This window comes from Frankia gtarii, assembly GCF_025403375.1.
GTDB lineage: Bacteria > Actinomycetota > Actinomycetes > Frankiales > Frankiaceae > Frankia > Frankia gtarii.
In genome coordinates this window covers 1-13,697 of sequence record NZ_JAMPTM010000181.1, presented here as the reverse complement: position 1 = coordinate 13,697, position 13,697 = coordinate 1, and the positions used below count along the sequence as shown (strand labels likewise).

General features: G+C 71.7%; 14 protein-coding genes. 9 read left to right on the top strand and 5 right to left on the bottom strand.

Annotated features, from left to right (window positions below; all coding sequences use genetic code 11):
- The coding region (locus NBZ83_RS22215; RefSeq protein ID WP_261575721.1) for a nucleotide-binding protein at positions 1-1,703 on the top strand (1,703 nt) is incomplete at its 5' end.
- A gap of 61 nt (positions 1,704-1,764) precedes the next feature.
- Here NBZ83_RS22215 and NBZ83_RS22210 read toward each other — a convergent pair.
- Both NBZ83_RS22210 and NBZ83_RS22205 read right to left on the bottom strand, forming a co-directional pair.
- On the bottom strand, positions 1,765-3,006 hold the full coding sequence (locus tag NBZ83_RS22210; RefSeq protein WP_261575720.1) for a geranylgeranyl reductase family protein: 1,242 nt from the start codon (positions 3,004-3,006) through the stop codon (positions 1,765-1,767).
- Between the two features lie 96 nt (positions 3,007-3,102).
- Positions 3,103-4,290, bottom strand: a complete 1,188-nt coding sequence (locus tag NBZ83_RS22205) for a DUF5926 family protein (RefSeq protein WP_261575719.1) — start codon at positions 4,288-4,290, stop codon at positions 3,103-3,105.
- A 396-nt stretch (positions 4,291-4,686) separates the two neighbouring features.
- On the opposite strand from NBZ83_RS22205, the gene NBZ83_RS22200 reads away from it, so the two are divergent.
- The 3 genes from NBZ83_RS22200 (at position 4,687) to purQ (ending at position 7,046) form a co-directional block, all read left to right on the top strand.
- Positions 4,687-5,646 (top strand): NAD(P)/FAD-dependent oxidoreductase, encoded by a 960-nt coding sequence (locus NBZ83_RS22200; RefSeq protein WP_261570455.1) that lies wholly within the window; start codon positions 4,687-4,689, stop codon positions 5,644-5,646.
- Between the two features lie 52 nt (positions 5,647-5,698).
- A complete protein-coding gene (locus NBZ83_RS22195) occupies positions 5,699-6,271 on the top strand; it encodes an ATP-binding protein (RefSeq protein WP_308203814.1) in 573 nt (190 codons plus the stop codon).
- 64 nt (positions 6,272-6,335) lie between these two features.
- Complete coding sequence (gene purQ / locus NBZ83_RS22190; protein ID WP_261570453.1) at positions 6,336-7,046, top strand: phosphoribosylformylglycinamidine synthase subunit PurQ; 711 nt, start codon at positions 6,336-6,338, stop codon at positions 7,044-7,046.
- On the opposite strand, the gene NBZ83_RS22185 is transcribed toward purQ, so the two are convergent.
- Entirely contained in the window at positions 7,033-8,070 is a 1,038-nt protein-coding gene (locus NBZ83_RS22185; protein WP_261570452.1) for an ABC transporter ATP-binding protein, read from the bottom strand. The genes purQ and NBZ83_RS22185 overlap by 14 nt on opposite strands.
- A 36-nt stretch (positions 8,071-8,106) precedes the next feature.
- Here NBZ83_RS22185 and NBZ83_RS22180 point away from each other — a divergent pair, with 36 nt between their 5' ends.
- Together NBZ83_RS22180 and NBZ83_RS22175 are read left to right on the top strand one after the other, a co-directional pair.
- Positions 8,107-8,817, top strand: a complete 711-nt coding sequence (locus NBZ83_RS22180; protein WP_261570451.1) for an ABC transporter permease — start codon at positions 8,107-8,109, stop codon at positions 8,815-8,817.
- A complete protein-coding gene (locus NBZ83_RS22175; RefSeq protein WP_261570450.1) occupies positions 8,814-9,485 on the top strand; it encodes an ABC transporter permease in 672 nt (223 codons plus the stop codon). The genes NBZ83_RS22180 and NBZ83_RS22175 overlap by 4 nt, the downstream gene beginning before the upstream one ends.
- A gap of 52 nt (positions 9,486-9,537) precedes the next feature.
- Here NBZ83_RS22175 and NBZ83_RS22170 read toward each other — a convergent pair whose 3' ends face one another.
- Positions 9,538-9,792 (bottom strand): Txe/YoeB family addiction module toxin, encoded by a 255-nt coding sequence (locus NBZ83_RS22170; RefSeq protein WP_261570449.1) that lies wholly within the window; start codon positions 9,790-9,792, stop codon positions 9,538-9,540.
- Positions 9,789-10,031: a type II toxin-antitoxin system Phd/YefM family antitoxin gene (locus NBZ83_RS22165; protein WP_261575718.1), complete on the bottom strand. Its 243-nt coding sequence runs from the start codon at positions 10,029-10,031 to the stop codon at positions 9,789-9,791. The genes NBZ83_RS22170 and NBZ83_RS22165 overlap by 4 nt, the downstream gene beginning before the upstream one ends.
- Positions 10,032-10,780: 749 nt before the next feature.
- Between NBZ83_RS22165 and NBZ83_RS22160 the strand changes: the two genes are divergently transcribed.
- The 3 genes from NBZ83_RS22160 to NBZ83_RS22150 all read left to right on the top strand — a co-directional run bounded on the left by NBZ83_RS22160 (position 10,781) and on the right by NBZ83_RS22150 (position 13,652).
- Positions 10,781-11,728, top strand: coding sequence for an ABC transporter substrate-binding protein (locus tag NBZ83_RS22160; RefSeq protein WP_368861891.1), 948 nt, complete (start codon positions 10,781-10,783; stop codon positions 11,726-11,728).
- Between the two features lie 155 nt (positions 11,729-11,883).
- The gene (locus tag NBZ83_RS22155) at positions 11,884-13,215 is read left to right on the top strand and encodes a hypothetical protein (protein WP_261575717.1); all 1,332 of its coding nucleotides are present in this window, start codon (positions 11,884-11,886) and stop codon (positions 13,213-13,215) included.
- Positions 13,212-13,652 carry a hypothetical protein gene (locus NBZ83_RS22150; protein WP_261570446.1) on the top strand — a complete coding sequence of 147 codons (441 nt, stop codon included), beginning with the start codon at positions 13,212-13,214 and terminating at the stop codon, positions 13,650-13,652. The genes NBZ83_RS22155 and NBZ83_RS22150 overlap by 4 nt, the downstream gene beginning before the upstream one ends.
- The last annotated feature ends 45 nt before the right edge of the window (positions 13,653-13,697 follow it).

Sequence of the window (13,697 nt, the reverse complement as noted above, 5' to 3'; positions counted from 1 at the left end):
CAGCAGCGGGCCGGGCTTATCAGGGCCGGCCCGCTGCTGGGAGCGACCGCGGCGCGCCCCGCCCGAGGCCAGGCGAGGGCAGCCACCAGCGGGGCATCCGGCCGGAGGCACCCGGCCGCGGCGGCGTCCTTCCCGGACCACCGCCCACCGACGGTGCGCGGTACGCCGACGGCCACGCCGGCCGGGTTCCGCTCGGACCGCCGGCGGGACCGGCCCCGCACCCCGCCGACGACCCGCACGCCCGGTCCGGCAGCCCGTCGGACGCCGACCGGCGGCGCTCTGCGCGGGGTACCGGATCCGGACGCCACCACGGCGCCCGTAACGACCACGAGTCCCGGCAGGATCGCGGCCCCCTACATGATCGATTCTCTCGGGATGGCGTGCCCGTCCAGGATCACGGGCTTCGCCAGGATCACGGGCTTCGCCAGGATCACGGGCTTCGCCAGGATCACGGGCTTCGCCAGGATCACGGGCTTCGCCAGGGCCGCGGGCACCGCCAGGTCGACCACAGCGCCCGCCAGGACGGCGAGGCGCGTCTCGGTCGTGGATCACGGCAGGACTACGACCCCTACCCGGACGACGGGCCATCGCTCTCCGCCGATCCGTACGTCCCGTATCCGGACGGCAACGCCCGTGTCGACCACACCCGGCGACCGCCGGCGAACGGATCCGAACCGTACTCGTCCGAGGATCGCCCGTCCGCGGGGGCGGGGCCGGGTGGGACGGGCCGGCCATCCCCCGCGCAGCCGGGTGCACGCGAGGCGGGCAGCCGCGCCGGGCTGCTCACCAGCGCGCTGCTGCCCCCGCCGCCGCAGACGGCGTCCCGCGGCTGGCGCAAGCTCGTCTACCAGGTGTCTGCCGGCGCGGTGAACCCCGGGCCGTCGCCCGACGAGGTCCGCGATCGCCGGCAGATCGCCCGCATCCGCACCCCGTTGCTGGACTGCCACCGCATCGCGGTCCTGTCCCTCAAGGGCGGGGTCGGCAAGACCACGACCACCGTGGCGGTCGGTTCGACCCTGGCCAGCCTGCGTGGCGATCGAGTGGTGGCGATCGACGCCAACCCCGACCGCGGCACACTCGGCTCCAAGGTGCCGCGCACCTCCGCGCACACCGTGCGGGAGCTGCTGGAGGATGCACACCGCCTGCACCGCTACGTGGACGTCCGCAAGTACCTGTCCCAGGCCGACTCCCGACTGGAGGTGCTGGCCTCGGCCAACGACCCGGAGCTGTCCGACACCTTCGGCGCCGAGGACTACCGAGCCGTGGACGATCTGCTCCAGCGGCATTATTCGATCCTGCTGACCGACTGCGGAACGGGCATCCTGCACAGCGCCATGCACGGAGTGCTGCAGCTCGCCGACACGCTTGTGATCGTGAGCAGCGCGACCGCGGACGGCGGCACCAGCGCGAGCGCCACGCTGGACTGGCTGGACGCGCACGGGTACGCCGAGCACGTCCGCGAGGCGGTAGCGGTGATCTCGATGTTTCCGACGCAGGGCGAACGGGTCGACGTCGACGCCCTCGCCCGTCACTTCGAGGCGCGGACCCGGCGGGTGGTGCAGGTCCCCTTCGACCCGCACCTGGCCGACGGCGGGCGGATCGTGCTGTCGGATCTGAAGCGAGAGACCCAAACGGCGTACCGGGAGATCGCGGGCGCCGTGGCCGAGCGCTTCGGCGAGGAGCGCGGCAGCCGCCCCCGCTGAGCGGCTGCCCCAGGACACCCGGCCGCCGCGGCCGCGGACACCCGGCCGGCCGACGGCCGGCTCAGCGGCCCAGCGCCGCCACCGCCGCCCGGACGCCGGGGCGCCGCAGCTGACGGGCGACCGTCGTGCGACCCTCGATGAGCCGGATGAACAGCCCGAAGGTGCCCGGGCCCGACATAAGCGCGTGCATCACCCCCGGTCGCCGGGTGAACGCGCCGAGCACCTCCCGGCCCGCCGCCATCTCCGGGCCCAGAACCGCCTCGACGCGGTCGGGGTAGGCGTCCAGGGCGGCCGAACCGACGGACCCGGCGGCACCGGGCGCGCCGACCGCGCCCGCGGCCGCCTCCCCGGCGAGCCGGCCCGAGCGCAGCGCGAACGAGATGCCCTCCCGGGTCCACGGGTCGAGCAGGCCGGCGGCGTCCCCGGCGACGAGGACCCGGCCACGGCGCAGCGGAGAGTCGACGGCCCGGACCCGGGTGAGGTGGCCGGAATCGTGCTGGCGCGGGGCGGCGGTGAGCCCGAGCCGCTCGACGAACCGCTCGTAGTACCCGCGTAGGGCGGCGCCCTGGGCCCGGTCGCCGATCACCCCCACGGTCAGCACCCGTCCCTTGGGAAACAGCCAGCCGTAGGAGCCGGGCACCGGGCCCCAGTCGAGCAGCAGGCGACCGGCCCACCGCTCGGCGAGGGCGGCGTCGACGACGAACTCACCTTCCAGGCCGACGTCGACCTGATCGCAGCGGACTCCGACGTGGGTGCCGCAGCGTCCCGAGGCGCCGTCCGCCCCGATGACGACGCGGGCCCGCAGGTCGGCGCCACCGCGTACCCGCACGGTCACCCAGCCGTCGTGCGCCCCGGGCACCCCGGGCACCCCGACGCCCGCCGGCTGGTCCGCCGGGTCGCCACCCGGCTCGAGCAGGCCCAGCACCTGCACGCCGGTGCGCACGATCGCCCCGGCCGTCTGGGCCGCGGCCAGCAGCGCGGCGTCCAGGTCGGTCCGCATCACCATGGAAAGCCAGGGTCGGGCGTCCGTCCGGCCCCGGCTGACCGTGTACCGACCGTCCCAGGTCATGGTCAGCGAGCTGACCGTTGCACGGACGAGGCCCGCCAGGTCGATGCCGACGTGATCGGTCGACAGGCCCACCAGCCCGCCGCCGCAGGTCTTGTACCGCGGCATCGACGACCGTTCAAGGACGCAGACGCGGGCCCCGGCGGCCGCCGCCGCCCGCGCTGCACTGCTCCCGGCGGGGCCTGCCCCGACGACGATGACGTCGAAGGTGCTGTCCGGCGTGTCGATCGCGCCCACCGCAATCCCTCCCTGTCGGGCCGTCGGCCCGCCTGCACCCGATCCACCGGACGGCGCCCGGCTCGTCATGGGGGCCACTCGTGGCCCCCACCCGTGTCAGCGCAGGGTGAGGCTGCGGCCGACGAGACCGGCCCGGACCCGGCGCTCCTGCGCGTTGAGCGGCGTGGGGTCCGCGAGTGCCGCCCGGTAGGCAAGCCGCAGCGCGGCGGCCGGCTCCTCGCAACGCTCCGCCTCGGTGTCCGCGGCGAGATCCCAGACCGGTACGGCGAGGCCGTCGGCTCGGAAGAAGCCGACGAACCGAGATCCCGGGCCCACGGTGAGCCGTTCGGCCGCGGCCAACCGGGCGAGGGCGTCCAGCAACGCCTCCTCCGAACGGGCGACGTCGTCATGGTCGGCGGCGTGGTCGGCGGCGTGGTCGGCGGCGTGGTCGGCGGCGGCGTCAGCCGAATCCGTCGCGGGCGCATCCATGGCGGTTCCGGTCGGCGGGGCCAGCGGCAGCGCCCAACGCAGATGCCACCTGTCACTGGGGTGGCACCAGTAGGCGGCCGGCACGGCGGACAGCCGCACCGTGGGCACCACGGTGGCGTTGGCGCGCTCCAGCATCGCCGCCACCTCCGGGTTGGGCCCGCTGCCGTCGTCCGATGACGGCAGCCACCAGCCGAAGCCGTGGTGGACGGTGATCTCCAGGGGGGCGGGATCGAGTAGATCGGTGAGCCGGGGCAGCCCGGCCAGCCCGTCCGGCCGCTGCTCGACCAGGCGCGGGGACGAGGCGGCCGGTGCGTCCATCACGTTGCCCGGTTCGGCGTCGAGAGCGGCGAGCAGCGCCCCGGCGATGTCGCGGGACGCGTCCAACCCGGGCAGTGCGATCTGCATGGCGACGAGGATCTCCCCGTCCTCCCGGACCAGTGCCGGCGCCGCCTGCGGCAGCATCGTGCAGAGCGTGATGCGTCGGTCGGCATGCTCGGGATGCTTGGCGAGGTGGTCGGCCGCGAGAATCAGCGGGGCGGTTGCGCTCGGCACCAACTCACGCAACGCGACCAGGTCGGGCTCGTCGCGGCGGCCGAGGAAGGGCCGTAGCACCGGAGCCGGCCTGGTCCGCTCGCCGTGGCACGCCTTGTAGCGGCGCCCGGAGCCGCAGGGGCAGGGCTCACGCGGCCCGACTACGCCGATCGCGCCGTTGGCTCCCGCCTCGGCGGGACGGCGACGGGCGGCGGCGGGCGAACCGGCCACGACGCGGGAGGGGCGGGTACCCGGACGCTGGGATGCGGGTCGACGTGCGATCACGGGCTCCTGGGGTCATGACCGTCACGCACGGTCGTGGACGTCGGCTGGGTGCGGCTGGATTCGAGGTAAGGCTAGGCCATGGGCCACGCGAGGCGAGGACGCCGGGCGTCGCGGCCGCACCCCGCGGGGGCATTCCGGGATAACCCCCAACCATTCTGGGGGTTGTCCCGCCGGGTCGACGCCGGCCGCACACGGGAGATGGTAATGACAGGCACGATGATGGTGCCTGTCCGCCGGGTCGAACCTGGCGCAGGCGCGGACATGATCGCCGCGTCCGGCTCGCACGCAGCCGCCCGGTCGGGCCACGGGATTGGAACGAAAACGGCGTCCCGGGTTGAGGAATGGTGGTTTGACCGCGCGCCGGCCGGCATCGACGTCGAGTCAACGGGGGGGTTGGTGGCAAAGGTCGTCGTCGCCGGCGGGGGAATTGCGGGAATCGCCTGCGCCAATGCGCTGCAAGCAAAAGGAATCGCGGTGGAGGTCCGGGACCGCGGCCGGGTGATTGGTGGCCGGATGGCCTCGCGGTGGATTGACGCGCGGATCGTGGACTCCGGCGCTTCTTACTTCACCGTCACCTCGCCCGAGTTCGCCGAGGTCGTGGACGACTGGCTGGCCCGGGGGATGGCCCGCCCGTGGACCCGGCGGATTTCGATGATCAACGGACCGGGTGGGACGCTGGCCGCCGCCGAACCGGGGCCGCTGCGCTACGCCGCGCCCCGCGGGCTGCGGTCGCTGGTCGCGGACCTCGCGTCCCGGGCCGGGGTCAGCGTGGCGCAGTCCGCCCCGATCACACGGATCACCCCGGGCCCGTTCGTCGACGGGGAGCCGGCGGACGCGGTGGTGCTGGCCATGCCCGACCCGCAGGCGCTGCGCCACCTCGACGAGGCATTCACCGAGGAGCGGGCCCTGGTCGCCGACCGGTCCTGGTCGCCCACGCTGGCGTTGCTCGCGGGCTGGTCGCACCGCTGCTGGGCGCCGATGGACGGCGCCTTCGTCCGCGACGACGACACGATCGAGTGGATCGCCGACGACGGTCGCCGCCGCGGGGACAACGCGCCCGTCCTGGTGGCGCACTCGACCGCCGGGTTCGCCCGGCCGCGGCTGGCCGAACCACCGGCGGCGGGACCCGCGCTGATCGCGTCGCTGCGACGGCTGCTCGCCATCCCGGAACAGCCGCGATGGGTGCACGTCCAGCGGTGGACGTTCGCCCGGCCGGACCGTCCGCACGAGCAGCCGTTCCACCTGTCCGACAATCGAATCGGTCTGGCGGGCGACGGATGGGGCCGCCCGAAGATCGAGAATGCCTGGCTCTCGGGCACCGGGTTGGGCCGGGCGATCGCCGAGCGACTCCGCTGACCGGCGACGATGTGACGCACTTCCGCAAACGTTGGTCTAGCAGGTTCGATTGATGTTGCCCGAGGGGGGTACACCTGCCGACATGGAGATCAAACTCAGCCTGTCGTTGCCTCGCGATGAGATCTCCATACCTGTGGTTCGCCGAATCTGTACGCAGTCCCTAAAGGTTCTCGGGGTATCCCAGGAATGCGTCGATGACGTTGAGCTTGCGTTGACAGAGGCATGTGCGAATGTTCTTCTCCATGCCCAGGCTGAAGACGAATACGAGGTATCGGTGGGCGTCGACAACGAGGTCGCCGTCATCGAGGTGAGCGATCGCGGCGACGGTCTGGACACCACCTTCGAAGCCCTGTTCGAATCGGAACGGACGGTGCGCCCGAACCTGGACGGTGTGGCACCGGAGAACGTCCCGGAGCAGGGTCGGGGGATCTTCCTGATGCGGGCGCTCATGGATCACGTCCAGTTCCACCAGGTGGAGGGACCCCACCGGGGTACCCGCGTGCACCTGGAGAAGATGCTCGTCTGGGAGGAGAGCGCCCCGGGCGCGCAGTTGAGCCGGGCGCGCAGGACGACCGGGCCCTGGGGCACCGTCCAGCCGCCGAAGGTCGCCGACGAATCGGTCTGACCCCGCCTCGCCCGCTACGCTGACGGCAGTGGACGGGCGAGTGGGAGCTGGGTGGATGCCGGGCATGGATGCGGTGGGGACCGACGCGACCACGACGACGGCCAGGATCGGGGTCGTCACCTTCCCGGGTTCACTCGACGATCGGGACGCGGCCCTCGCCGTGCGGTCCGCCGGCGCCGAGCCGGTCACGCTCTGGCACGGCGACGATGATCTCGCCGGGGTCGACGCCGTCATCCTGCCCGGCGGCTTCTCCTACGGGGACTACCTGCGCGCCGGTGCGATCGCCCGGTTTTCCCCGATGGTCGCGGCCATTGTTGCCGCGGCCGCCGACGGCCTTCCCACCCTGGGCATCTGCAACGGCTTCCAGGTGCTGTGCGAGGCCGGCCTGCTGCCGGGCGCGCTGACCCGCAACGCCGGGCTGCGCTTCGTCTGCCGCGACCAGCGGCTGCGGGTCGAGACCACGGCCACGGCGTGGACGCGGAACTACCAGCCCGGCGAGGAGATCGTCATCCCGGTCAAGCATGGCGACGGCCGCTTCGTGGCGAGCCCCGAGGTGCTCGCCGAGCTGGCCGCGCAGGACCGGATCGTGCTGCGCTACCTCGGCGGCAACCCCAACGGCTCGGCCGACGACATCGCCGGGGTCTGCAACGCCGAGCGCACGGTCATGGGCCTCATGCCCCACCCGGAGCACGCAGTCGACGAGCTGACCGGCTCGGGCCTGGACGGGCTGCGCATGTTCACGTCGGCGCTGACCGGCCTGCTCACCCGCGCCTGACCGGCCCGGCGGGCTCGGCGGCGCGCTGGTCGTCCCGCGCCACCGACCGGCGCAGCGCCGCGTGCAGTGCCGCCGGGGTGAGCACGCCCGCCAACTCACCGTCGGCGTGGACGTGGAGCGTGCCGCTGTCCTGCGCCAGCAGCGCGGACAGCGCCTCCCGCAGGGATGCCCCCACTTCGACGCCGCCCGCGGGCTCGACCTGGCCGGGGCGGGGCGGTTCGAGATCTTCCCGGCGCAGCGTGGTCACGGACAGCCGCCGTAACGCCCGGTCGGAACCCGTAAAGCCGGCGACGAAGTCGGTGGCCGGGCGGCCGAGGATGCGGGCGGGCGGGTCGATCTGCTCCAGGTGGCCGCCCTGGCGGAGCACCGCGATCCGGTCACCGAGCCGGATCGCCTCGTCCAGGTCGTGGGTGACGAACACCACGGTCTTGCGGATCTCCCGCTGCAACCGCAGGAACTCGGCCTGCAGCCGGTCCCGGGCGATCGGGTCGACTGCGGAGAAGGGCTCGTCCATGAGCAGCACCGGCGGGTCGGCGGCCAGCGCTCGGGCCACGCCGACCCGCTGCTGCTGCCCGCCGGACAGCTCATGCGGGTAGCGCTTGCCCATCGTCGCCGGGTCGAGGCCGACGAGGTCGAGCATCGCGTCCACCCGGGCGCGGATGCGGGCGCGGTCCCAGCCCAGCATCCGCGGCACGGTGCCGACGTTCGCGCGCACCGTCAGGTGCGGGAACAGACCGATCTGCTGGATGACGTAGCCGATGCGCCGACGCAGCCGCACCGGGTCGGTGCGGGCCACGTCCTCGCCGGCCACCAGAATGCGCCCGGACGTCGGCTCCACCAGCCGATTGATCATCTTCATCGTCGTGGTCTTGCCGCAGCCGGACGGGCCCACCAGACACAGCAGCTCGCCCGCGGGCACGTCGAGGGACAGGTCCGCGACGGCGACCGTGCCGTCCGGATAACGCTTGCCCACCCCGCGCAGTGAGATCATCGGATCGGCCGAGGTCACCGGTTCCACGGTCATGGGTGTCGCGTCCTCCGTACCGGTTACGGTGCTTCGGTGGCCATCGTCGCGTCCGGAAGCTGTCTCGAACGGAACGCCTGGATCTGCGGAGATTACGTCGAGACCCGCTCGGACGAGTTGTCCGCGGCGCTACGCGAACACATCGGCCTCACGCTGAGCGCGGTGGCGATCGGCCTGGTGATCGCGGTGCCGCTGGTCCTGCTCGCCCGGCGCTGGCGGTTCGCCGTCGCCTGGATCAGCGGGCTGGCCAGCATCCTGTACACGGTGCCGTCGCTGGCGTTCTTCGCGTTGCTGCTGCCCGTCACCGGTCTGTCCACGACCACGGTGCGGATCGGGCTGGTGGCGTACACGTTGGTCATCCTCTTCCGCGGGCTGCTCGCCGGGCTCGACGCCGTACCGGCGGACGTGCGCGACGCCGCCCGGGGCATGGGCTACGGCTCGCTGCGGCTGCTGATCACCGTGGAGATCCCGCTCGCGCTGCCCGCGATCATGGCCGCGATCCGGGTCGCGACGGTCTCGACGATCGCGCTGGTCACCGTCGGCGCGACGATCGGGCACGGCGGCCTCGGTGATCTCATCTACGACGGCCTGACCAGCTCGTTCAAGTCGGAGGTGCTGACCGCCTCGGTGCTGTGCGTGGCACTCGCCATCGTCGCCGACCTGTTGCTCGTCGGCCTGCAATGGCTGCTGACGCCGTGGCGCCACGGCCGCCGCACCCGAGCCCGAGCCCGAGGAACCGTCGCATGAGCACCCTGACCAGCGCGTTCGACTGGCTCACCACGGGCGCGAACTGGCGCGGCGGCGAGGGCATCGCGACCCGCCTCGGCGAGCACCTGCTGCTCACCGGCGCCTCGGTGGGCATCGCCTGCGCACTCGCTCTGCCCGTCGGGATCGGCCTGGGGCACCTGGGCCGGGGCGGCACCCTGGCCATCAACATCTCCAACGTCGGGCGGGCGGTGCCGACGTTCGCCGTGCTCGTCCTGCTGGCGATCGGCCCGCTGGGCATCGGCGACACGACCACGGTCATCGCGCTGACCCTCTTCGCGATCGCCCCGCTGGTCACCAACAGCTACGTGGGGATGCGGGAGGTCGACGCGGGGGCGAAGGAGGCCGCCCGCGGCATGGGCATGTCCGGCGGCCAGCTCCTGCGGCGAGTCGAGCTCCCCCTGGCGCTACCGATGATCATGCTGGGCCTGCGACTGGCCGCGGTGCAGGTGGTGGCAACGGCGACGATCGCGGCGCTGATCGGCGGGGGCGGGCTCGGCCGGTTCGTCGTCGACGGCCTGGCCAACAACCGCCGCCCCGAAGTGGTCGGCGGCGCGATCCTCGTGGCCGTGCTCGCGCTCCTCGTCGACGGCCTGCTGCTTGTCCTGGCCCGCGCGGTATCGACCACCAGGGCCTCCAGGCCCCGCTAACTACCGAACGCCGCCGTCGCAACGGGGATCGACCCTCGGCCCATCCGGAACCTCAATAGTGATATCTGCACTGGGCGACGCGGATCTCGTCACCGCTGATCTTGTAGACGAGTCGGTGCTCATCGTTGATACGCCGCGACCAGTAGCCCTGGAAGCCGTGTTTCAGGGGCTCGGGTTTGCCGATGCCGTCGTTCCCGTTGCGGGCGATGTCCTGGATCAGCGTGTTGATGCGCTTGAGCATCCTGCGGTCCTGGCTCTGCCACCACACGTAGTCCTGCCAGGCGTTCTCATCCCAGACGAGCTTCACTCGGCGAGGTCCCGCACGACACCCCCGCCGCTCTCGAGCCGGTCGATGGCGGTCAGCAACCGGCGCGCGTTCTCCGGGCTACGAAGGAGGTACGCCGTCTCCTTGAGCGACTGGTAGTCCTCCAGGGAGACGATCACCACCGGCTCGTGGCCGGCACGGGTGATGATGATTTCCTCCCGGTCGTCCGTCACTGCCGAGAGAACTTCCGCGTACCGCGCCCGCGACTCCGAATAGGTCATCGTCCTCACAGGACCCTCCCTACCTGTACAGAAAGTTGTACGTACAGGATAGCGTACGTCTACGGGACTCGGAACCGCACCCCGCACCCCGCACCTCGACCTCGACCTCGACCTCGACCTCGACGATCATGATGTTCGGCGGAACCGCGCCCCGCGTCCCGGGCGGATCCCGTCTCACGACTCAGCCTGGCTCCAGGCAGCCCGCTGGCACAGCTCGGGCCTGAAGGTCGGGGCACCGGCCCGCATTTCGGTAGCAGGCTTGGCCGGGCGAGGGCGGCGTCGTCGAGCCGGGCGATGGTCAGCTCCAGCTTCCCCTGGGCCCGCGAGACCCGTCCCAGCTCGCGCTGAGGCACCACTGTGTCCTCAGGGTGGCGCGACTCGCTGCGTCCGCCTGCACTGGAGCAACGAGTCCGAAAGATTCCGTCTCGGGGCTCGAATCGTCTGTATTACTGCTTGTCCACCTTGCCCCCGTTGTTCGAGACTGTTCCGGTTGCGGGGTCGCCCCACGGCGGAGGAGCGTGTGCCGGACGTCCAGAAGTTGTCGGACCGGGGTGCGAGGGTGTGGGACAGCCAGGGGCCGCCGTCGCACGCACCCGACGATCAGGAAGAACAACCGAAGACGAACGGTGGGGTCCTCGAACGTGACTGACGCAACAACACCGACCGATCCGCGGCGCCGCGACACCCCTCGGGATTGGCTGCATCGCAGCGCCGCGGCGGGCCGCCGTCCCGCCGGGCGCCCCCGCCGCGTGTTCGCGGGCCTGGCCGCGCTGCTCGCCCTCGCGCTGACGGCCGCTGCCTGCGGTTCCGACTCGGACGGCGGCGGCAGCAACGGCGCCGCCGGGGCCAGCCCGACGACCTCGGCCGGCGGCACGCTCACGGTCGCCGACGCCGGCTTCACCGAGAGCAAGATCCTCGCGGAGATGTACGCGGCGGTCCTCGAGAAGGCCGGCTACAAGGTCGACCGGACCTCGGTGCAGCAGACCGAGCTCGCGCAGTCGTCGCTGGAGAAGGGCACGGTCGACGCGATGCCGCAGTACGTCGCGACCTACGCAGACCTGCTCAACTCCAAGGTCCACGGCCCGGACGCGTCCTCGGTCTCCTCGCCGGACCTGCAGAAGTCGCTGGCGGCGCTGCGCCCGCTCGCCGCAGGCCTCGGTCTCACGGTGCTCGACCCGGCCGACGCGGTCGACCAGAACGCCTTCGCCGTCAGCAAGTCGTTCGCCACGCAGCACAACCTCAAGACCCTGGCGGACCTGGGCTCCAGCGGCCAGACGGTGAAGATCGCCGCCGGCCCCGAGTGCGAGACCCGACCGTTCTGCCAGCCCGGTCTGGAGAAGACCTACGGCATCAAGATCAGCGAGATCGTGAAGACCGGGGTCGACACGCCGCAGACGAAGGCCGCCGTCAAGGACGGTACGGCCCAGCTCGGCCTGGTCCTCACCACCGACGCGACCGTCACCGACTACGACCTCGTGGTCCTGACGGATGACAAGAAGCTCCAGAACGCGGACAACCTCGTGCCGATCGTCAACACGAAGTCGCTGACGCCGCAGATCTCGGCGGCGCTGAACAAGCTGGCGCCGGTGCTCACCACCGCGGACCTGGCCGAACTGAACAAGAAGGTCGACGCGCAGCGGGAGAAGCCCGCCGCCGTCGCCAAGGAATACCTCAAGAGCAAGGGCCTGCTCAGCTAGCCACGACCGGGCACCCCGCCGCCCGCCGCATGTCGGTGTGGCGGCGGGGTGTGCCTGCACCAGAGTTGCTTCGCCTCCGATAGTTGGCATCCGGGATAAGCCTCGGTAGTGTGGTCGAAACGTCCATCCTGGCCATCTCGGACAAAGGTGCGAACGTGAAGCGGGTTCCCCGTATTGTCGACCGGTCACGCGCGGGGCGCCGCACCGACGGGCTGTTCGGCTTCGACCCGGATCCGGCGGACGCAGCCGAGTCCGTTGCGGATGAAACCCGGACGTACGAGATTCACACTCTCGGACCCTCCGGCTCCGGAAAAACTGTCTTCACCGCCAGCCTTTACCATCGGATGTTGATCCGGCGCCCCGAGTACTCGTTCTACCTGAAGTCCGATCCCACCAGCTCGGCCTATCTGAACGGTGTCTACAACCAGATCGCCGACACCGACGAGGACTGGCCCATCGCCAGCCAGGATGTCCGGGAGTGGAACTTCACGACCTGTCTGCAGTCCGCGGCGGGTGATTTCGAGCCGCTGCGCTTCCGGTTCCTGGACTACCCGGGCGGCGTCCTGACGAACCCGCGCGCCGCCCAGGATGCCACGGTCAGCGGGTTGGTGGACCGGCTTCGCTCGGCCAACGCACTGTTCGTCCTGCTCGACGGCCAGGCGATGCTGGCGCTGCTGCAGAACGAGGAACTCGGCACGCGCTACCTCGCCTTCGACATCATCAGCAGCCTGGAGATTGCCCAGCAGAGCCGGTGCCCGGTGCAGTTCGTCGTGACCAAATGGGATCTACTCGACGGCCGCTACTCCCTGGAGCAGCTACGGCAGCGGCTGATGTTGAACGAGAACTTCCGGGACCTGGTGCGGTCGAAGGCCGAGGACACCCCGGCGACGATCCGGCTGTTCCCGGTCAGTTCCGTCGGCCCGGGGTTCGCGGCGCTGACCGAGTACGGCGAGATGCGCAAGTCCGGTCGCCCCCTCCAGCCACACAACGTCGAACTTCCGCTGCTCGCGGTGCTGCCGGACTTCCTCCAGTTCGCCTACAGCGAGATCCAGGCGCGGGAGGCGCTGCTCGGCGACCGTGGGGAGCCCACCGGTCGGGCTCCGAAGGTCTCGCGGCAGTGGCAGCCGTTGATGCAGGGTATGACCGAGACCGGAATTCCGTGGCTGCGCAAGGCAATCCTGGCCCGTTATCCGCTGCTGGCGCCGATATTGCCGGAAAACCTGTTCCGCGACGTCGCCAAGTACGCCGAGAGCCTTGCGCAGGGCCAGGCCGCGCGGGTACGGATGGGTCGCCAGCGGTACGCCGACGATCTGATGCGCCGCCGGCAGGGCATCACCGACGAGCTGTCGGCGCTGCAGCTGATCCAGATGCAGTGCGAGGACCGCATCAGCGGATACGAGGAGGCGCATCCGACCTCGGTGCTGGCCGGCGGCACGCGGCGATTTTCGCCCGAGGCGGTCGGGCGGAATGGATATGCAGGCCCATGACCGGCTCTTCCTCCTGGATGTTCCTGGTGACCCGCAATCGTGAGCTGGACTGGCGGGCGATCCTCGCGCCGAGCTTCCTCATCGACGCGAACGACGACTTCCGGCTCGTGACGAGGACCGCCACGCCCGCTCATCCGCAGCCACCCACGGCCCGTGCGCTGGACGTGCCGGGGCACCCGCAGCTGACCCTGCTCTACCGCAGCCGTCCCGCCGGGGAGCTGCTGGGCCTGCCCACGGCCCGGGACCGCTTCGGCCGGCCGATCTTCGTGGTGGAGGGCATGGTCGTGGACGGACCGGTATCGCCCGCGCCGGAGGTGATCCAGGCGGCCATCGAGGACGGGCTGACCGGCCTGGAGGACCTGGTCCGCGACTTCTGGAAGCAGTCCGACGAAGCCGCGCCGCCGCTGGTCGCGCCCTGTCGGCCGATCACGCTCTGAACGACCCGCGCGGCGGGATTCGCCCGCCCCCGGGCGGGGGTGGGC

Excerpts from the sequence above, each read along its gene's own strand:
- NBZ83_RS22165 (WP_261575718.1), bottom strand. The coding sequence starts at position 10,031 with ATGACCTATTCGGAGTCGCGGGCGCGGTACGCGGAAGTTCTCTCGGCA.
- NBZ83_RS22195 (WP_308203814.1), top strand. The coding sequence starts at position 5,699 with ATGTTGCCCGAGGGGGGTACACCTGCCGACATGGAGATCAAACTCAGC.
- purQ (WP_261570453.1), top strand. The coding sequence starts at position 6,336 with ATGGATGCGGTGGGGACCGACGCGACCACGACGACGGCCAGGATCGGG.
- NBZ83_RS22185 (WP_261570452.1), bottom strand. The coding sequence starts at position 8,070 with ATGACCGTGGAACCGGTGACCTCGGCCGATCCGATGATCTCACTGCGC.
- NBZ83_RS22150 (WP_261570446.1), top strand. The coding sequence starts at position 13,212 with ATGACCGGCTCTTCCTCCTGGATGTTCCTGGTGACCCGCAATCGTGAG.
- NBZ83_RS22175 (WP_261570450.1), top strand. The coding sequence starts at position 8,814 with ATGAGCACCCTGACCAGCGCGTTCGACTGGCTCACCACGGGCGCGAAC.